Source organism: Micromonospora sp. PRAS1 (assembly GCF_059553435.1).
Map to the genome: position 1 here is coordinate 1 of NZ_JCANNB010000013.1, position 18,809 is coordinate 18,809.

General features: G+C 70.2%; 16 protein-coding genes and 1 pseudogene. 7 read left to right on the plus strand and 10 right to left on the minus strand.

The genetic code is table 11. From position 1 onward, the window contains the following. Positions 1–46: 46 nt before the first annotated feature. Both AC507J_RS14340 and AC507J_RS14345 read right to left on the minus strand, forming a co-directional pair. A complete protein-coding gene (locus tag AC507J_RS14340; protein WP_496289647.1) occupies positions 47–2,278 on the minus strand; it encodes a RecQ family ATP-dependent DNA helicase in 2,232 nt (743 codons plus the stop codon). Further along, on the minus strand, positions 2,275–4,044 hold the full coding sequence (locus tag AC507J_RS14345; RefSeq protein WP_496289648.1) for an AfsR/SARP family transcriptional regulator: 1,770 nt from the start codon (positions 4,042–4,044) through the stop codon (positions 2,275–2,277). The genes AC507J_RS14340 and AC507J_RS14345 overlap by 4 nt, the downstream gene beginning before the upstream one ends. A gap of 138 nt (positions 4,045–4,182) precedes the next feature. On the opposite strand from AC507J_RS14345, the gene AC507J_RS14350 reads away from it, so the two are divergent. Both AC507J_RS14350 and AC507J_RS14355 read left to right on the plus strand, forming a co-directional pair. Continuing rightward, positions 4,183–4,989 (plus strand): hypothetical protein, encoded by an 807-nt coding sequence (locus AC507J_RS14350; protein ID WP_496289649.1) that lies wholly within the window; start codon positions 4,183–4,185, stop codon positions 4,987–4,989. A gap of 154 nt (positions 4,990–5,143) precedes the next feature. Beyond that, positions 5,144–5,947: a hypothetical protein gene (locus AC507J_RS14355; protein WP_496289650.1), complete on the plus strand. Its 804-nt coding sequence runs from the start codon at positions 5,144–5,146 to the stop codon at positions 5,945–5,947. 106 nt (positions 5,948–6,053) lie between these two features. Here AC507J_RS14355 and AC507J_RS14360 read toward each other — a convergent pair whose 3' ends face one another. Genes AC507J_RS14360 through AC507J_RS14380 form a run of 5 tightly spaced genes read right to left on the minus strand, consistent with a single transcriptional unit; the run spans position 6,054 to position 10,752 of the window. Then, on the minus strand, positions 6,054–7,184 hold the full coding sequence (locus AC507J_RS14360; protein ID WP_496289651.1) for a branched-chain amino acid ABC transporter permease: 1,131 nt from the start codon (positions 7,182–7,184) through the stop codon (positions 6,054–6,056). Further along, complete coding sequence (locus tag AC507J_RS14365) at positions 7,181–8,071, minus strand: branched-chain amino acid ABC transporter permease (RefSeq protein ID WP_341717741.1); 891 nt, start codon at positions 8,069–8,071, stop codon at positions 7,181–7,183. The genes AC507J_RS14360 and AC507J_RS14365 overlap by 4 nt, the downstream gene beginning before the upstream one ends. Next, entirely contained in the window at positions 8,071–8,799 is a 729-nt protein-coding gene (locus AC507J_RS14370) for an ABC transporter ATP-binding protein (RefSeq protein ID WP_496289652.1), read from the minus strand. The genes AC507J_RS14365 and AC507J_RS14370 overlap by 1 nt, the downstream gene beginning before the upstream one ends. Further along, on the minus strand, positions 8,796–9,539 hold the full coding sequence (locus AC507J_RS14375) for an ABC transporter ATP-binding protein (protein WP_496289653.1): 744 nt from the start codon (positions 9,537–9,539) through the stop codon (positions 8,796–8,798). The genes AC507J_RS14370 and AC507J_RS14375 overlap by 4 nt, the downstream gene beginning before the upstream one ends. A gap of 7 nt (positions 9,540–9,546) precedes the next feature. Continuing rightward, positions 9,547–10,752 (minus strand): substrate-binding domain-containing protein, encoded by a 1,206-nt coding sequence (locus AC507J_RS14380; RefSeq protein WP_496289654.1) that lies wholly within the window; start codon positions 10,750–10,752, stop codon positions 9,547–9,549. A gap of 740 nt (positions 10,753–11,492) precedes the next feature. Between AC507J_RS14380 and AC507J_RS14385 the strand changes: the two genes are divergently transcribed. The 3 genes and pseudogenes from AC507J_RS14385 (at position 11,493) to tcmP (ending at position 13,631) form a co-directional block, all read left to right on the plus strand. Next, positions 11,493–11,723 carry a GntR family transcriptional regulator gene (locus AC507J_RS14385; RefSeq protein ID WP_496289655.1) on the plus strand — a complete coding sequence of 77 codons (231 nt, stop codon included), beginning with the start codon at positions 11,493–11,495 and terminating at the stop codon, positions 11,721–11,723. Positions 11,724–11,976: 253 nt separating this feature from the next. Beyond that, positions 11,977–12,093: pseudogene (locus AC507J_RS14390) on the plus strand (helix-turn-helix domain-containing protein); the annotation flags it as partial. Positions 12,094–12,242: 149 nt separating this feature from the next. Next, positions 12,243–13,631: a three-Cys-motif partner protein TcmP gene (gene tcmP, locus AC507J_RS14395; RefSeq protein WP_496289805.1), complete on the plus strand. Its 1,389-nt coding sequence runs from the start codon at positions 12,243–12,245 to the stop codon at positions 13,629–13,631. Positions 13,632–13,652: 21 nt separating this feature from the next. On the opposite strand, the gene AC507J_RS14400 is transcribed toward tcmP, so the two are convergent. Beyond that, positions 13,653–14,408 (minus strand): DUF5131 family protein, encoded by a 756-nt coding sequence (locus tag AC507J_RS14400; RefSeq protein ID WP_496289806.1) that lies wholly within the window; start codon positions 14,406–14,408, stop codon positions 13,653–13,655. A gap of 142 nt (positions 14,409–14,550) precedes the next feature. Next, the gene (locus AC507J_RS14405; RefSeq protein WP_496289656.1) at positions 14,551–14,943 is read right to left on the minus strand and encodes a glycerophosphodiester phosphodiesterase family protein; all 393 of its coding nucleotides are present in this window, start codon (positions 14,941–14,943) and stop codon (positions 14,551–14,553) included. 134 nt (positions 14,944–15,077) lie between these two features. On the opposite strand from AC507J_RS14405, the gene AC507J_RS14410 reads away from it, so the two are divergent. Both AC507J_RS14410 and AC507J_RS14415 read left to right on the plus strand, forming a co-directional pair. Next, positions 15,078–16,412: a TrkH family potassium uptake protein gene (locus AC507J_RS14410; RefSeq protein ID WP_496289657.1), complete on the plus strand. Its 1,335-nt coding sequence runs from the start codon at positions 15,078–15,080 to the stop codon at positions 16,410–16,412. Then, entirely contained in the window at positions 16,402–17,073 is a 672-nt protein-coding gene (locus tag AC507J_RS14415) for a potassium channel family protein (RefSeq protein ID WP_496289658.1), read from the plus strand. The genes AC507J_RS14410 and AC507J_RS14415 overlap by 11 nt, the downstream gene beginning before the upstream one ends. Positions 17,074–17,083: 10 nt before the next feature. Here the strand turns inward: AC507J_RS14415 and AC507J_RS14420 are convergent, their stop codons facing one another. After that, positions 17,084–18,805: a serine/threonine-protein kinase gene (locus AC507J_RS14420; RefSeq protein ID WP_496289659.1), complete on the minus strand. Its 1,722-nt coding sequence runs from the start codon at positions 18,803–18,805 to the stop codon at positions 17,084–17,086. Between the last annotated feature and the right edge of the window lie 4 nt (positions 18,806–18,809).

Genomic DNA, 18,809 nt, shown 5'->3' on the forward strand with positions numbered 1-18,809 from the left:
TGCGGGTGCGGGTGCGGGTGCGGGTGCGGGTGCGGGGGGTTGGGGGTTAGGAGGTGGTGGCGAGGGTTAGGGGGAGGATGGCGGGGGCGCCGGCCTGGCGGAGGGCGCGGGCCGCCATGGTCATGGTCCAGCCGGAGTCGACCAGGTCGTCGACGAGGAGTACCGGGCCGTCCAGTCCGGCCAGGGTGGCGGCCAGTTCCTCGGGGACGACCAGGTTGCCGTGCAGGCTGCGGACCCGTTGGGCGCTGTTGCCGCGCGGCGCATCGCCGCCGGTCGGCCCGGCCAGGGTGACCTGGCCGAGCAGCGGTAGCCGCCCGACGGTGGCGATCCGCTCGGCCAGCGAGCCGATCAGCACCGGGTGGGTGTGCGAGTCGACGGTGACCACGCCCGCCGGGCGGCTGGGCCACGGGTCGTCGCCGTGCGCCCACGCCTTGAGCACCTCGATGACGGCGGCGGCCACGTCGTCGGGGACCGGGCCGTCCGGCGTACCGGGGCCGACCAGGTTGCGCAGCCGGCCACCCCAACCGAGGTCGGAGAGCCGGCCGACCGCGCGGCCGGGCAGCGCCTGCTCGGCCGGGGCGATCCGCCCCTTCAGCGGTACGTCCACCGCGGCCAGCCCGGTCGGCCAGAGCTTCTTCGGCGCGATCTGGACGCCGGGGCGGCCGAGGAAGGTCTGCGCGGCGGTCAGCGCGGCCGGTGACACCTCCGGCGTGAACAGCGCCTCGGCGCAGCGATCGCACCGGCCGCAGTCGGTCGCCTCCGCGTCGTCCAGGCACCCGCGCAGGTAACGCATCCGGCAACCGGTCGTCGCCGCGTACCCGAGCATGGCCTGCTGCTCGGCGGTGCGGGCGGCGGCGACGCGGCGCAACCTGGCCTCGTCGTAGACCCAGGGCTCGCCGGTGGCGAGCCAGCCGCCGCGCACCCGGCGGACCGCGCCGTCCACGTCGAGCACCTTGAGCATCAGCTCCAACCGGGCCCTACGCAGGTCGACCAGGGGTTCCAGGGCCTGGGTGGAGAGCGGCCGGTCGGTGTGCAGGGCGGCGAGCACCGCGCGTACCTGCTCCTCGGGCGGGAAGGCGAGCGAGGCGAAGTACCGCCAGATGGCGGCGTCCTCGACGCCGGGCAGCAGCAGTACCTCGGCGTGCTCGACGGCCCGACCGGCCCGGCCGACCTGCTGGTAGTACGCGATCGGCGAGGGTGGCGCGCCGAGGTGCACCACGAACCCGAGATCCGGCTTGTCGAAGCCCATCCCGAGCGCGCTGGTGGCGACCAGGGCCTTGATCTTGTTGTCGAGCAGGTCCTGCTCGGCGGCGCGCCGGTCGGCGTCCTCGGCCTGACCGGTGTACGCGGCCACCGACCAGCCGCGCGAGCGGAGGAACTCGGCGGTCTCGGTGGCCGACGCGACGGTGAGCGTGTAGACGATGCCGGAGCCGGGCAGCCGGTCCAGGTGGTCGGCGAGCCAACCGAGCCGGTGCGCCGGGCTGGGCAGTTCGAGTACGCCCAACCGCAGCGACTCCCGGTCCAGGCTGCCGCGCAGCACCAGCACGTCGGGCCGCACCACGGCCGGGTCGGTCGCGTCGGTGCCGAGCTGCTCGGCCACGTCCCGGGTGACCCGGGCGTTGGCGGTGGCGGTGGTGGCCAGCACCGGAGTCTGCTCGGGCAGGTTGCCGAGGAAGGTACGCAGCCGGCGGTAGTCCGGCCGGAAGTCGTGCCCCCAGTCCGACACGCAGTGCGCCTCGTCCACCACAAGCAGCCCGGTGGTTGCGGCCAGTTTCGGCAGTACGCCGTCGCGGAACTCCGGATTGTTGAGCCGTTCCGGGCTGATCAGCAGCACGTCGACCGCACCGGCGTGGATCTCGTCGGTGATCTCGGCCCACTCGTCGAGGTTTGCCGAGTTGATGGTCCGGGCGCGGATCCCGGCCCGGGCGGCCGCCCCGACCTGGTTACGCATCAACGCCAGCAGCGGCGACACGATCACCGTCGGTCCGCTCGGTTCCACGTCGGCTCCGCCGTGACCATCGGCGCCTGGCGCGATTTCGCGTTCGCGCAGCAGTGCGGTGGCGACGAAGTAGACGGCCGACTTGCCCCACCCGGTGCGTTGTACGCAGAGCACCCGCCGCCGGTCGACCACCAGCGCCTCGATCGCCCGCCACTGGTCCTCGCGCAGCCGGGCGTGGTCGCCGGCCAGCCGGCGCAGCACCGCCTCGGCCCGCTGCCGGACGCTCTCCCGGTCGACCGAACCGGTCGAGGATCGGCCCGCCGTCGGTTCCTCGCTCATCCGGCCTTTCTACCAGCGTCACCCGTCGGAAGGCGGGTGGGCGGCGGAGCCAGCGTGACGGACGGCCCCGGCGGACCGGGCGGCGGCAGGAAGACAAGGATGTCGCGGAGCAGCTCCACCCGATCGAGCGGCAGGTGGCAGCGAACGCTCAGCTCCTCCAGGGAGACATACGGGCCACCCGCCGCCCGGGCGGCGACGATCTGTCGCCCCTGCTCGGTGGTGAGCCCGGGCAGCGCCTCGATCACCGCTGCGGAGACCGCGTTGACGTCGACCAGCCCGCCGTCGTCGAAGCCGCGCGGCAGATCCGGGCGGCCGATACGCAGGTCGTGACGGGCCACCGGATACAGATGCAGCAGTTGGCGGGCCTGGTAACGACGCGCCCGCCGGTCGATCTCGACCGGGTCGGCCAGCCCGGACGGCGTCCCCAGCAAAACGCCGATTCGACGGTTGAGCACCAGGACGTGACCGAAGCCACCCGGCCAGATGAGGGCGAGGAGGACCATGGCGATGCCATCCATCCAACTCGTCGCTCCGCTGGGGTTCTCCCTCGTTATCGTGCCGAAGGCCACCCCACCGGCGACGAGGTAGCCGACCGCGGACAGCCCCAGCCAGCGGCTCTGCCGACGGACCGCGTAGAAGGTTATGGAAAACCAGGTCAGCGCGCCGAGGGAGAAGGCCACAAGCAGCGCGTTGACGGCCGTACCCAGATGACTCAACCAGGTCGGCGGCGACGGAGCGATCAGCAGACCGGTGGTGCGATGTCCCAGTGAGGCCGCCGCATACGGCGGTGGGGTGGCCGGGTGGGGGGCCGATCGGCCGGTGGTGTCGGCCCCGGCCGGCGGCCGGTCCGGGACGGCGACGACAGTACCGGCGGGTGCGCTGGCGGCCTGCCCTGTCGCAACGGGGCCGGCCCCGACGGTGGACGCGGCGGGCACCGTCGGCACTGCGGACGGTGCGGGCGGTGCGGGCGGGTGAGTGGGGACGTCGACGGGTGCGCCGAGCATCGGATCGGCGTTGAGGATGCGTCGGTGCAGGTCCCGCAACGCCTCGCCGGGCTCCAGGCCGTACTCCTGGCGAAGCATGGTGTCGAGATCCCGGTACGCCGCCAGTGCCTCCGCCTGCCGGCCGCCGCGGTACAGGGCCAACATCAAGAGGTGGCGCAGCCGCTCCCGAACCGGAAACTCCGCCACGAGTTCGACCAACCGGCCGACCAGTTCACCGTCCCGACCCGCCCGCAGCTCCAGCTCCGCCCAGGTCTCCAGCGCGGTGGCACGGGTCTCCACCAACCGCTGGCGGGCCGACTCGAAGACCGAGCCGGTGAAGCCGGTGAACGGGTCACCATGCCACAGCCCCAACGTCTCCCTCAGCAGAGCGGCCGCCTCAGCCGGTCGCCCCTCGGTCAGTTCACGGCGGGCTCGTTGGACGCCACGTTCGAACCGAAGGGCGTCGACCGCCTCCGGCGTGACCCGCAGTACGTAACCTGCGTCGGTCAGGGTCAGCACCCGCCCCGGGCTGCGGGGCGAGCGGTGGGGTTCGAGCACACGCCGCAGTCCCGCGACATACTTCTGCACCACGTTCGGCCCGTTGACCGGCTGCTCGTCCGGCCAGACCGCGTCAACGATCTGCGAAATGGGCACTGGCCGTCCGGGGGCAAGCAGGAGTACGCCCAGCACGGCACGCTGTTTACCGGGTCCCAGGTCGATCTCACGGTCGCCGTACCACGCCCGCTGGGGCCCAAGCACATAGAAGCGCAGCGACTCTGACATACGATTCCCGTTCCTGACTGCCCAGGCGAGCGCGGTTCGGCAGCGCGACAGCAGCCGGACGGCAGCATATCGGCAACGATCCAGCGGTGGCCGCGTCGAGCATCTTCACCAGCACCAATCCATCCTCGAGAGAGAGACATGATGATTCAGCAAACCGGCACCGCCGCTGCGAACCGGCGGTTCGCGGTTACCGCGGTCGCTCTGCTGACCTCCGCCCTGCTGGTTGGGTGTGACGGCCGTCAGTCCAGCCCACAGGCTGCGCCTCCACCGCCGCCTGACCCGAAGCAGGAACTGCTGGCAGCGGTGCCGAACGAAGAGGATCCCCCCTTCCGCTGGTCCGGCCGGGATCTGTCGGGTGAGTTCACCGGGGTGGTCGACCCGGCGAACAAGGGCATGACCCTCAACACCGTCTTCAAGGAGGAGGACCTCACCTTGGAGTTGTCCTTCCGGTTGGTCGAGTCACGAATCTGGACCAAGGTGAAATTCAAGGGCTCGCATGACGTCCAGAAGCTCCTGAAGCTGCCCACCAAGTGGATGGAGTTGGATCCGGCGAAGGTCGAGAGTGAGAGTTCCCTGCCCAAATATGAGGGCACCGATCCAGGCAACACGAAACCGATCATCCGGATCGCGACGGACATCCAGGCCGGCGAGGACGGCACGTACACCGGCATGGTCGACCTGACCGCTAACCCGTCGGTGGCCGATCAACTGGAGGGTGTGGACGCCCTCGGCGATGCCGCCGCGCAGGTTCCGCTCACCGCAGTGGTGGGTCCGGACGGCAACCTCGCCTCACTCTCCCTGGCGCTACCGGCGGCCGGCAAGCAGAAGGCTTCCAAGTACACGGTGAAGTACTTCGACTTCGGCAGCGCCCCGGCGATCGTCGCATTCACCGACGACCAGGCGGTCAGAGCGCCGGCCTCAGTATACGACCTGTTCAACAGCTGACGACCTAAGCGCGCGAGGGGCGGCCACACGGGGGGCCTGCCCCTCGCACGAATGCGCTCTCAACGGCGTCGGTCGCGGCGGCGGACACATCGGGCCACGAGCGCGCCAGCTCTGGCATAGGATTCCCGTTCGTTCCCGACGAAGAAGAGACGAGATGACTCAGCGAACCGGCACCACCGCCGTCACCCGGCGGATCGCGGCCAGCGCGGTCGCCCTGCTGACCGCGGCCCTGGTGGCCGGCTGCGACGGCAAGGACGCCAGCCCGCAGGCCGCCCCGCCGCCACCTCCCGACCCCAAGCAGGAACTGCTGGCGGCGGTGCCGAACGCCGAGGATCCGGCCTTCCGCTTCGCCACAAGCGACGCCTCGGGCGACGTCTCCGGCGTGGTCGACCCGGTCAACCGGGGCATGGAGATGCAGGTCGTCGGCAAGGAGAAGGACTTCACCCTGGAGATGTCCTTCCGGATCGTGGAGACCCGCACCTGGATGAAGGTGAACTTCAAGGGCGAGCAGGACCTCCAGAAGCTGATGAAGCTGCCGACCACCTGGATGGAGTTGGACCCCGCCAAGATGGCGGGTTCGGATCCGGTTCCCGCGTACGAGGGCACCGATCCGGGCAACGCCGAGGTGATCATCCGCGCCGCCACCGATGTCCAGGGTGGCGAGGACGGGACGTACACCGGTGTGGTCGACTTCGCCAGCCAGCCGGAACTGGTGGAGGCGATGGAGGGGGTGGCGCCGCTCGGCGAGGCGACCGAGCCGATTCCGCTCACCGCCGTCGTCGGCCCGGACGGCAACCTCAGCTCGCTGACCCTGGCGATCCCGGCCCTCGGTAAGCAGAAGGCGTCGAAGTACGTGGTGGAGTACGCCGACTTCGGCACCGCCCCGCAGATCGTCGCCTTCGTCGGCGACGAGGCGAAGCCGGCACCGAAGTCGGCGTACGACATGCTCAACGGCTGACCGGAGACGGCTGACCGGAGACGGCGGGCGGGCGGCACGCTGTTGTGCCGCCCGCCCGCCGCGCCATCAGCCGACCCGCCGCGCCATCAGCCGTCCCGCCGCCCGGTCAGCCGTCCCGGCGCGGGCGCGGGCGCAGGGAGTTGCGGAGCAGGGCCAGGCGGGGAGCCAGGCTGGCCACTCCGCCGGGGAAGAAGTAGACCGCCAGGATGAAGACGGTGCCCAGCACGAAGAGCGGCTCGGAGAGCGGCCGGCTGAGGAAGGCTGGCAGCGCCTCCACCGCGCCGGAGCTGCCGAACGACACCAGCCGGTGGTCCAGGTACATGTAGAGGATGCCGCCCAGCACCGGACCCCAGCGGGTGCCCGGCCCGCCGAGCACCACCATCACCAGCAGCGACAGGGTCAACTCACTGCTGGTGATGTGCGGCGAGGCACCGCCGACGATCAGGCAGTAGACCACCCCGCCGGCCGCCGCCAAGCCGCCGGCCAGGGTGAAGGCGACCAGCTTGAAGCGGTACGGGTCCAGCCCGAGCACACCGATGCGGCGCTCGTCGTCGCGCAGCCCGGCCAGCACCCGCCCGGTCGGCGAGCCGCTGACCCGGTGCACCACAAGCACCACCACGACCAGGTAGGCCAGGGCCAGCCAGTACAGGTTGACCGTGTTGGCGACCCCGACCAGCCCGGCGGGCAGCCCGGAGACGTCAAGCGGCAGCCCTTCCTCGCCACCGGTGAGCCCGCCGAAGTCGCGGGCCACCAGGATCGCCCCGACCTGGGCGAAGGCGAGCGTCACCATGGCGAAGGCGATCCCGACGGTACGCAGCGCCACCGCACCGATCAGCCCGGCGAGGATCGTCCCGCCGACGATCGCCAGCGGCGCGGCCTGCCAGAGCGGCAGCCCGGCCCGGGTGATCAGGATGTCGGTGCCGTACACCCCGGCGGCGAAGTAGAGGGCGTGCCCGAAGGAGAGCATCCCGGTCCGCCCGAACAGCAGGTCGTAGCCAGCCGCCAGGCCACCGAAGACCAGGCAGACGGCGAGCAGTTGCAGGGTGCCCGGCGAGTTCAGCGCGCCCTCGAAGATGCCCGGCAGGTGCAGCGTCGAGTACGGCAGGATCAGCGCCACGGCCAGCACGACAAGCGGCAGGAAGGGGCGTAGCTGGCCGAATCGACCCGACGAGGGGGTCAGTTCGGAAGGTACCGCCGCCGGGGGCGCGGGAACCTCGGGGCTCTTGACCTCGGTCATGCGATGGCCGCCTTTCCGGCAATGCCCTGCGGGCGCAGCAGCAGCACCACGGCGAGCAGCGCGACCACGCAGATGTCGCCCAGCCCGGAGGTGCCGTAGTAGTTCACGAACTGTTGCAGCAGCCCGACCGCGACCGCCGCGTACGCCGACCCGACCACCGAGCCCATGCCGCCGATGACCACCACGATGAACGCGAAGATCAGCAGCGAGCCGCCCTGCTGCGGCGAGACGGTGCCGAAGTAGACGCTGCCCAGCGCGCCGGCCAGCGCGGCAGCCGCCCCACCGATGGCGAAGACCAGGGTGAACGCCTTGCGTACGTCGATGCCAAGCGCGGTGACCATCTCCCGGTTCTCCACCCCGGCCCGGATGATCAGGCCGTAGCGGGTCCACTGAAGGAAGGCCAGGATCGCGGCGAGCACCAGCACCGCCGCGATGATCAGCAGCAGGCCGCCGTTGGGCACCTGCGCGCCGAGGATCGAGGTCACCTGGCGGGTCCACTCCGGACGCGGGAACGGTCGGGCGTCCGCGCCCCAGGTGGCCTGCAAGAGCGCCACGCCGGCCAGCGAAAGTCCCACGGTGACCAGGACCTGCTCGATGGTGCGGGAGTAGAGCGGGCGGATCAGCACCAGCTCGACAAGCACCGCCATCAGCGTGCCGGCGGCCACCCCGAAGGCGACCGCGAGCACGAAACCGAGGCCGTCGGCCCCGGCACCGGGCAGGTTCCCGGCCGCCCACCAGGTGGCGTACGCGCCGACGCCGAGGAAGAGCCCGTGCGCGAAGTTGAGCACGTCGGCGAGGCCGAAGACCAGCGACAGCCCGGAGGCCACCAGGAAGTACAGTGCCGCCAGGCCGAGCCCGGTAAGCGTGAGCAGAATGATCGCGTCCATCAGTGCCGCACCTCCGCCGAGCCGACCCCGAGCAGCGACTTCGTCAGCCCGGTCGCCGAGAGCAGTTCCTGGGCGTCGCCGGTCCAGGCCACCTTGCCGGCGGCGAGCACCACCGCGTCCCGGGCCAGCCGCCGGACCACGGCCAGGTTCTGCTCGACCAGCAGCACCGGCACGGATTCGGCGACCCGTTCCAGCACCTCGGCCACCTCGGTCACCACCTTCGGCGCCAACCCCTTGGTCGGCTCGTCGACCAGCAGGAGCCGGTTGTCGTTGAGCAGCACCCGGCCGATGGCGAGCATCTGCTGCTGCCCGCCGGAGAGCGAGCCGGCCCGCTGCCGGGAGCGCCGGTCCAGTTCGGGGAAGAGCGCGAAAACCCGGTCGTACGCCGGAGTGTTGCCGCGCCGTTCGGCGAGCCGCAGGTTCTCCGCGACGGTGAGGCCGGCGAAGACGCAGCGGTCCTCCGGCACGTAGCCGAGCCCGCTGCGGACCAGCCGGTGGGTCGGCCGGTCCAGCAGCGACTGGTCGCCCATCCGGACCGTGCCGCCGACCTCGCCGTTGCGCGGCGTCAGGCCGACCACCGCGCGCAGGGTGGTGGTCTTGCCGACGCCGTTGCGGCCGAGCAGCACGGTCACCCCGGTCGGCGCCACCGTGAAGGACACTCCCTGGAGGATGTGCAGCCCGGCGATCCGCACCGACAGTTCCTCGACGGTGAGTACGGGTTCGGTCACAGCTCCTCCCCCAGGTACGCCTCTTGCACTGTCGGGTTGGCCATCACCGTCTCCGGGGTGTCACAGGCCAGCAGGGCACCGTGGTGCATCACGGCGATCCGGTCGGCCAGTTCCAGGATCACGTCCATGTGGTGCTCGACCATCAGCACCGACCGGCCGCTGTCGCCGGTCAACGACCGGATCACCTGGATCAGTTCCGGCACGTCCTCGGCGCTGACCCCGGCCATCGGCTCGTCCAGCAGCATCACCCTCGGCTCGCCGGCCAGCAGCAGCGCGATCTCCAGCTTGCGTTTCTCGCCGTGGGCGAGGGTGCCGGCCAACGCCGTACCCCGGTGGGCCAGGCCGACCTGGTCGAGCGCCGCGTCGGCGGCGGCGGCCACCTCCCGGTCGGCCGCCGCCCGCCGCCACAGCTTCATCGATCCCCCGCGGTGCGCCTGCACGGCGAGCCGGACGTTCTCCCGCACGCTGAGCGAGCCGAAGACCGAGGACGCCTGGAAGGTACGCCCCAACCCGAGCCGGGCCCGCCGGTACGGCGGCAGGGCGGAGATGTCCTGCCCGTCCAGGGTCACCTTTCCCTCGGTGGCCCGGCGCAGGCCGGTGATCAGGTTGAACAGTGAGGTCTTGCCGGCGCCGTTGGGCCCGATCACGCCGAGGAACTCCCCGGGCGCCAGGTCGAGGTGGACGGAGTCGACAATGGCGACCTCACCGATCCGCCAGGTCAGACCGCGGGTGGCGAGCATGCCTGCCTCAGCCCTTCATCGCCTGGACCGGCGGCGCGCTCTCCTCGCCGGTGAGCGCCTTCTGCGCGGCGGCGGTGAAGTTCTCCCCGCTGCCGGTCAGGCTCGCCTGGTACATCGGCTGGAGCAGGGCGTGGTCCTCGGCGCGGATGGTCATGGTGCCCTTCACGCCCTCGAAGCTCCACCCCTCCAGCGCGGCGACCATCTTGTCCACGTCGTCGCCGCCCTCCTGCACGGCCCGGACCACCATCTGCGCGGCGGCGAAGCCGTCCGGGTGGAACAGGTCGAGGGTGCCGCCGGGGACCTTGGACTTGGCGGCCTTGGCCGCCTCGGTGTCGCTGGCCCCGTCGAAGTAGTGCGACAGGAAGGAGATCTTGCTGCCGGCCGCGCCGAAGGTGGGCCAGGAGGCGCGGATGTCCAGGCCGGTGACGACCGTGGTGGAGGTCAGGACCCCCTGCTGGTCGAGGGTCTGCCACATCGCCGGGGCGGTGGTGCCGGCCCAGGCGACGAAGAGCAGGTCCGGCTTGGCGGCCTTGATCTGGCTGGCGAACGGGGTGAACTCGGTGGCACTGGCCGGTGCCCGGACCGCGCTGACGGTCGCCCCGGCACCGCCGATGACCTCCTTCACCGCCGCCTCGTTGGCGTCGCCGAAGGCACCGTCCTGGGCGAAGACCACCACCTTCTTGCCGGTCGGGTCGCCGATGAACGACCGGGCGGTCACCACGTCCTGGTACGACTGCCGGCCGGAGCGGAACGTGTACTTGTTCGCGCCGGTCACCGCGTCGGTGGCGGCCGGCCCGGAGATGAAGAGAACCTTGTTCTGGGCCGCGATCGGGGCCACCTGGAGCGCCACCCCGGACGCCGTCGAGCCGGCGATGATCTTGCTGCCCTTGCCGATCAGGTCCTTGGCCGCGGAGACCGCCTTCGCCGGGTCACCGGCATCATCGACCTCGGTGATCTCGATCGCCCGGTCGCCCACCTTGTTGGTGCCGTTCGTGGCGAAGTCCAGGCCGGCCCGGAACCCCTCGATGTACTGCTTTCCGTAACTGGCCAGCGCTCCCGACTGGGAGTAGACCAGCCCAACCTTCACCGGCGCGGCGCTGTCGCCACCGCCGCTGGCGGTGTCCTGAGGACTGCCACACGCCGTGGCGGCGAGCACCGCGGCCATCATCGTGGCGGTGGACAGGAACACCCGTCGTGTCGTCCGAACCGTCATAGCGACTCCACGTGAGGACTCAGAGGGAGAGGAAACCTTATGTGTCGGCTCACGCTAGAAGTGACGTCACCCACGGGCTATGTGGCGGAAACACACAAGTAACCAGGATGGAGTGGCCAGCCTTTACAAGCACCGGCCTGCGCTGACCACCCCACCGACCGCCGGCGGCGACCACCGCCATCCCCACCCCCACCCATGTGTCGACCCCGGACACGACCCGCCGTCCCCTACCCACCCCGGCAGGGTCCGTCGTGGTCGGCCAAGCGCGGGCACCGGCCGCCCGCGTTGCGCCGGTCGCAGAACACCCAGTGGTGTACGAACTGAGCATCCTCCTCGGAGACCGTGGTACCGGCCGCCTCGATGTTGGGAAAGAAGCTCAGTGCACGGGTGACCGTCCCCCGGCCAGCCGAGACAGGTTGAGCATGTTGCGCACGGACGCCTCCTTCTCCTGGCGGCACCACGTCAGCACGTGAGCGCACCGTTGGAGGCGGCCCGGCCGCCGGACAGGGGACGCCGGCCGGGCCGCCGGCCCCGCGACCGCAGCCCTCCTTGGCGGTACGACCCCGGAGCCAACTTCGGGTCCGCCTCCGAGGCTTGCCGAACCAACCGGAGCCGGACATCCACAAGCTACCCCAAATGTTTGTGTAGGTCGACCCCTGGCGAGCATGACACGACAGCCTGTTGCAGTTACTGGTGTAGGCCGGCATGATCGGAGACGCCGAACCAACCGGAGTCCTCCAATGCCAACAGCAGAAGCGCCATATCGCCGCATCGCCAACGACATCGCGGCGAAGATCAAGAGCGGCGAACTCAAGCCCGGTGACAAGCTTCCGTCGACGCGAGAGATCGCCGAGTCGTACAGCGTGCACATGAACACGGCGTCCCGCGCCCTGTCGCTGCTACACGACCGCGAGCTGATCACCGGTCAGCCTGGGCGGGGCACCTTCGTCGCCGAGCGCACCGACGAGTAACGCCCCCTCCCCTCCGTCCACCCTCCACAACAAGAAAGCCCCACACCTCGTGGTCGGATGGTCGACGCCAGGGGTGCCCGGCCAGAAGCACATCCTGAACTGGCGTGATTTCACCCTGAAATTTTGATTTCACCCTGAAATCAGCGTCCCGACAACCATCGCTCCCGCGGGCCAGCCAGGTGTCTCAGGCGATCATCCGACATCGAGCCGCTCCAACCCAGTCGGGCGGACAGCCTCGGCGGGGTCGACGGAGATGCGCGCTGCGGTCAGCGGCGGGCAGTTGGCAGGAGTTCGCAGGCAACTCGGCATGACTCAGGGCCAGATTGCCGAGGCCGCTGGACTTTCACCGGCCAGAATCAGCCAGCTTGAAAACGGCGCGTCGGGCGACTACTCGGGAATTAGTTGCTGGGTCAGCCGGTCCAGGCCGCCCTTGGCCGCCGCCAGCGCCCGCTGATCCCAGAGCAACTCCTGGTGTACGTCGTCCTGCACGTCGGCCATCGAGTGGGCGAGGACGCAGACGTGCAGAGGATCGCCCGCCTCCCTGCCGATCTCATCCCAGATCTGTGCGAACAAATCACGGGCAGCTTCCCGCTGGCCCTGCTGATGATGCAACTGCACCCCTTGATTGATGCGAGAGCAGCGGGCAGGACGCCGCGACACACCGCGCGGGACGAGAGAACTACATTCATTCACACTCTCCGCTACTGTCACTTCACCTTTGGTAATGCGGTGAGGGAGGGTGCGGTGGCCGCGAACGAGGAGTTCTTCGCCACGCGGAAGGCCGCCGCCGTGCTGAAACACGGCATCCTCAAGCGCTACCCGGTGGTCTTCGCCTCGAAAACCGGCCAGGGCAACCCCGTCGTCTTCCTCGACGGCTACGCCGGTCGCGGCGAATACGACGACGGCAGAGAGGCGGGCTCGCCGCTTCTGCTGTCCCGTTGCGCCGACACGGTACGGGACTTCCGGAACGTGACGCTCTTCTTCGTGGAGCAGAACCCGGACCACTTCGCCAACCTGGAACAGGTACTCGCGGCAAAGGGCGGTACGACCAAGCGCGTCCTGCGGCAGGGAGATGTCGCGGAGCATCTGCCCGAGGTGCTTACCGTCGCCCATGGCGCTTCTCTCTTCGCGTTCCTGGACCCGTTCGGGCTCGCCCTCGACTTCGACCTGGTGCGCTCGAAGCTGCTCGGCCGGGCAGCCGGTCGACCCACCGAAGTGCTCCTGCACTTCAGCGTGTCAGCGGTGGCTCGCATGGGTCGCGCGGTCCAGGCGGCTCGTGGTCGCAGCGGCCAACTCACGCCGGACCAGCAGAAGACGGCCAACCATCTGACCAGGTTTCTCGGTGGCGACTGGTGGCAGGAGCACTTCGCCACCGTGGGCCGGGAAAACGATCACCAACGCGCGACCGATATCGCGCTGCGGGTCGGCGCGGAGTACGACAAGCGGCTCACCGCAGGCAGCGCGTTCAGAGCGGTCGCCATGCCCGTCCGCCCCCGCCCCGAGCTGGCTCCGAAATATGTCCTGACCCTTTTCACCACGCATTCCGACGGTGCCTGGCACTTTGTCAACGCGCTCGGGCAGGCCGGTCTCGACCTGGAGGAGGAGCACTACAACAGCCGGATGGGCCCAGACACGCTCTTCGGCGGCATGACGCCCTTCGACCGTGAGCGCCACATCAGAGCGACCATGCCCCGCATCTCCGCGATCATCGAAGGCAATATCCTCCGCCTGCTCAAGGAGAGCCGGCAGATCCGGCTCGCCGATCATGTGTCCGAGGTGTACGCGAACGTCCTGGGACAGGCGTGGGAACGGCATGCCCGGCACGCCGTCAAGTCGTTGCACAAGCGCGGCCTGATCGACCACAAGGGCATCGGCGACTTCTGGAAATCGTCGATCTGCCGACTCTGAGCGCCTGCGCCCAATCAGTCGTTATGCGAGCACCGGCAGGCGTGGCTCGGGCAGTTCGTCCCAGGTACGGCCGTCAAGGCTCCGGCCACCTGCCTTCGGCGTCCGCCCACCCCACTGCTTGAAGAAGAACGCCGTACCGGAACGGCCGCAATGATCGCGCAGGTCCGCCACCCAGGCCGGTTCCATCGGGCGGCAGCCCGGCCCCGACTCGCCGCCCGCGATCAACCAGTCGATCCCGTCGAGATCAATACTCGGCAGTGGGCCGAGCAGCGGCTCGGCCGAGATGAAGCGCACCACCGCCGGCACCGCACGCAGATGATCGACGCGGACACACTGGCTGTCGTCCTCGACGCTCACGCCCATCCAGACGTTCGGCGGCCAGTCGATGTGTGGCGCTAGCTTCGCCAGACGAGCGGCGCGTTTGGTGAGGATCTGGTAGGTGTGCCAGGGCGTTTCGCGCATGACCTCGAACACCCGCTGCACGTAGCTGAGCGGCACCCGGGCGTGGAACAGGTCGGACATCGAGTTGACGAAGATCGTGCGAGGCTCACGCCAGCGACGGGGCACGTCGAGTGCCTCCGGGTGCAGGGCCACACCGAACCCCGGGCCAGACGTACGCGGATCGCCGTCGGTCTGGTATTTCGCCGAGCCCATCGCCTTCAAGCGCTTCGCCAGCGTCATTGCGTAGCAGTTGTCGCAGCCGGTCGAGATGCGATCGCAACCTGTGGTGGGATTCCAGGTCGCCTCGGTCCACTCGATGGCGCTCTTGTCCGCCACGCGCTTCTCCTCCCGCTCGAAGCGCCAATACTGTCGAACAACCGTACGTGTGTGAAGGATCGCCACGCGTGTCGGGATATATCTGTCAGCGCATCGAGCGGCCCGCCACCCCCGGCGGGGCAGCGGGCCGGCAAGGAGTGGGTCAGCGGCGGAGTAGGCCGGCGCGGGCGGCCACGGCGGTATCCGGGTGGTCGGTGAAGACGCCGTCGAGGCCGAGGGAGTAGAACAGCTCGTACTCGGCCTGGATGTCGCCGCGGGCGTTCGGGTCGGTGCCCAGCCGGAAGTCGGCGGTCGCGACCAGGTCCGGTTCGATGTAGTCGGCACCCATCCGGATCGCCAGCCGGTACGCCTCGATGGTGTGCTCCGGCCGGTAGCCGCTCGCGCCCCGGTGGCCGATCACCACAGGCTGGTCGCCGACCCGGACCGGGTCCGCACCACCGGTCGGCTTAGCCGAGGCGACCACGCCGGGCGTGACCAGGCCGGTGGCGACCAGGGCCACCGATACGCCGAGGGCGGAAAGAATACGTCGTCGCAACGCGGTCTCCTTCGTCGAGGGGAACCGCCTCAGCAGATCCGGCCGGGCTGACCGGCAGTTGGTCCGCGCCTGGCCAGACGTTGAATCCTCGGTATTCGACTCCAGAGAAAGGGGTGAAATCGGAAGATTGTCTCGTGCGCCGGTTCTTTCGTCACCCCGTCCGGCTGGTGCCGCTCAGCTTCCTGGTGGCGATCCTGCTCGGCACCGGTCTGCTGATGCTGCCCCCGATGGCGATCAAGCCCCAGCACCCGTCCTTCATCACCGCGCTCTTCACCAGCACCTCGGCGATCTCGGTCACCGGGCTGGCCGTCGTCGACACCCCGAGCTACTGGTCCACCCTCGGCCTGGTGGTCATCACCGTGCTCACCCAGCTCGGTGGCCTCGGCATCCTGACCGGCGCGGCGCTGGTGATCCTGACCGTCTCCCGGCGGCTCGGCCTGCACAACCGGCTGCTGGTGCAGGCCGAGACCCTGGAGTACGGCATCGGAAACGTCGGCCGGCTGCTGCTGCACATCGGCGCCACGGTGCTGGCCTGCGAGCTGCTGATGACGATCATCGTCACCGGGCGGCTCTGGCTGGCCTACGACTACTCGCTGGGGCAGGCGCTCTGGTCGGGCGGCTTCCACGCCGTACAGGCCTTCAACAACTCCGGCTTCTCGCTCTACCCCGACGGCCTGCTGGCCTTCTCCCGGGATCCCTGGGTCACCCTGCCGCTGGCGTTCGGCAGCATCGTCGGCGGGCTCGGCTTCCCGGCGTTGTTCGAGGCGATCCGCCACTGGCGACGGCCCAGACGCTGGGCGATCGCCACCAAGCTGACCATCTGGGGCAGTGTCGTACTGGTGGTCGGCGGCACCGCCGCCTTCCTGGCCATCGAGTGGGCCAACCGGGGCACGATCGGGCAGTACACCGCGGCGGACAAGGTGCTCGCCGCGTTCGGCCAGATCGCGCTCGCCCGGACCGGCGGGATGGAGGTGGTGCCGGCCGGCGCGATCCGGGAGGAGAGCTACCCGCTGCTGATCTGGTTGATGTTCGTCGGCGGCGGCAGCGCCAGCACCGCTGGCGGGATCAAGGTCGCCACCTTCTTCCTGCTGGCCTTCGTCATCTGGGCCGAGATCCGCGGCGAGCCGGACGTGACGGTCGGGCAGCGCCGGATCGCCACCGCCAGCCAGCGACAGGCGCTCACCGTCGCCCTGCTGAGCGTCGCGATCGTGGCGGCGGCCGCCAGTCTGCTCATCGCGATGACCAACCACCTGCCGTTCCAGGCGGCCCTCTTCGAGATCACCTCGGCCTTCAGCACCACCGGACTCACTGTCGGCGTGACGGCGGGGCTCTCCGACGCCGGTCACCTGCTGCTTATCGCGCTGATGTACATCGGCCGGATCGGACCACTCACCCTCGGCTCGGCGATCGCCCTGAACACCCGGCGCCGCCTCTACCGCTACGCAGAGGAGCAACCCATTGTCGGATAGGAAAGCCGACTCCGGCGGCATCGCCGTGATCGGGCTCGGCCGGTTCGGCTGTCACCTCGCCGGGTCGCTAAGCGCGCTCGGCCACGAGGTGCTGGCGATCGACCGCAACCCGCAGCAGGTGCAGCGCTGGTCGGCGGTACTGCCCCAGGTGGCGCAGGCCGACTCCACCGACGGGGAGGCGCTGCGCCAGCTCGGCGTGGCGGAGATGCAACGGGTGGTGGTGGCGATCGGCGCCTCGGTGGAGGCCAGCGTGCTCACCGTGCTGGCGCTTGTCGAGCTGAACGTGCCGCAGATCTGGGCACGGGCCACCTCCACCCAGCACGCGAAGATCCTCGAAGCGGTCGGCGCGCAACACGTGATCTTCCCTGAGGCTGAGACGGGCGAGCGGCTGGCCCACCTGATCGTCAGCCGGATGCTCGACTTCGTGGAGATCGAGGGGGCCTTCGCCATCGCGAAGATGCAGGTGCCCGAGCCGTTGGTCGCCCGCTCGATGAGCCAGGCCTGGTTGGTGGAGCGGCACGGCGTACGGGTGGTCGGAATCAAGCGGGCGGGCGAGAACCGGTACCGCTACGTCTCCGAGGGGCTGGAACTCCGCCGGGACGACATCATCATCGTGGAGGGAACCATCGAGCAGGTCCAGCGCTTCTCCACGCTGTCCTGAACGAAGGCGATCAGCCGCCCTTGGCGTGCTTCGGCGGCCCACCGCCCGGCTTGCCCTTCTTGCCGGCTCTGGCCTTCTCCGACTTGCCCTTCCCGGAGGTGCCCTTCGCCAGTTGGGCGTGTTCCGGCTTGCCCTTCTTCGGCTTGCCCTTGCCCGGCTTGCCCTTCTTGGGCTGCTCCTTCTTCGCTTCCGACTTCGCCTTGGCCCCACCGGCGCCGCCCGAGCCGGCCTTGCCGGTCTCGGCACGCACCGGCTTCGGGGCCGGCTTGGTGGTCGGCGCGGCACCTGCCACGCCCGAGACCTGCACGCCGCACAGCTCGTCGCCCAGCCGGAACTCCACCGGCAGCGGGTTCGACCCGGTGTACGTGCCGGACAGGGTCAGCTTCTCGGTGGCGCCCGGGGCCAGCGCGGGGCGCTGCGGGGCGGGCTGCACGACCACCGCCCGTCCCTGCTGGCGCACCGGCGCCGGGGTCGCCCGGGTCACCTGCTGCTCACCCGGGAAGGCGAAGCGCATCGTCCAGTCGCGCAGCTCGCGGTCGCCGGTGTTGGTCAGGCTTACCTCGGCGGTGAAGTCCTTGCCGGAGTCCTTGTGCAGCGCGTACGAGACCTGGCAGGGCAGTGGCTGCCCGCCGCCGATGCGGGCCTCGGTCGGCTGGTCGATGCCCCCACTGGCCGGGCTGTGCGAGGTGACCCCCCAGACCGCCGCCGTCACCGCCATCAGCGCGGCGGCGGCAACCGCCGCCTCGACCCGACGCCGACGGTCCAGCGTCCGGCGGGTCCGCAGACCGGCGAGCGGCAGCGCGTCGGTCGCCGCCGACCAGGGCAGGATCGTGGTGTTGACGCTGGCCAGCCGCAGCGGGTCGGTCCGCCCGTCGCCGACGGGCACGGTCGGTGCCTTGCCGACGGCCTCCGCGAGGGTCCGGGCCAGCTCGGTGGTTGCCGGACGGTCCGCCGGCCGCTTCGCCAGGCAGCGGCGGACCAGGTCGACGATCTCGGTGGGCAGCTCCGGCACCGTCGGCATCGGTTCGGGCTCGTGGTACATGTGTGCCCGCAGCATCTGGGTGGTGGTGTCGGCCTGCCAGGGCAGCCGCCCGGTGAGCATCCGGTAGAGCAGCAGGCCCACCGCGTACACGTCGGTGGCTGGGCTGACCTGGCCGTTGTCCAACCGTTCCGGGGCGAGGTAGGCGGGCGTGCCGAGCAGCGTGCCGTCCGGTCCCTTCTCGCTCTCGCCGACAAGCGCCGAGATGCCGAAGTCGACCACCTTCACCCCGGTCGGAGTGAGCATCACGTTGCCGGGTGTCACATCGCGATGCACCACACCACGGGCGTGCGCGGCGGCCAGCGCGGAGGCCACCTCCGCGGCGACCGTCACCGCCTCCCGCCACGGCAGCTGGCGGTCTCGGGCGAGCCGCGCGGTCAGCGGAACACCGTCGATCAGCTCCATCACCACGTACGGCACGGTCAGCCCGACCTGGTCGGACTCCCCGTAGTCGTACACGTTTGTGATGTTGGGGTGGCAGAGCCGCGCGGAGGCCTGGGCCTCGCTGCGGATGCGATGCCGGAAGGCCCGGTCGGTGGCCAGCCGGGAGGCGAGGACCTTGACCGCGACCTGGCGGCCGAGCACCTCGTCGTAGCCGCGCCAGACCACCGACATGCCACCCGCGCCGAGTTGCTCGACCAGGCGGTACCGCTCACCGAGCAGCTGCGCGCCCCTGCGTACCTCTGCACCCATGGTC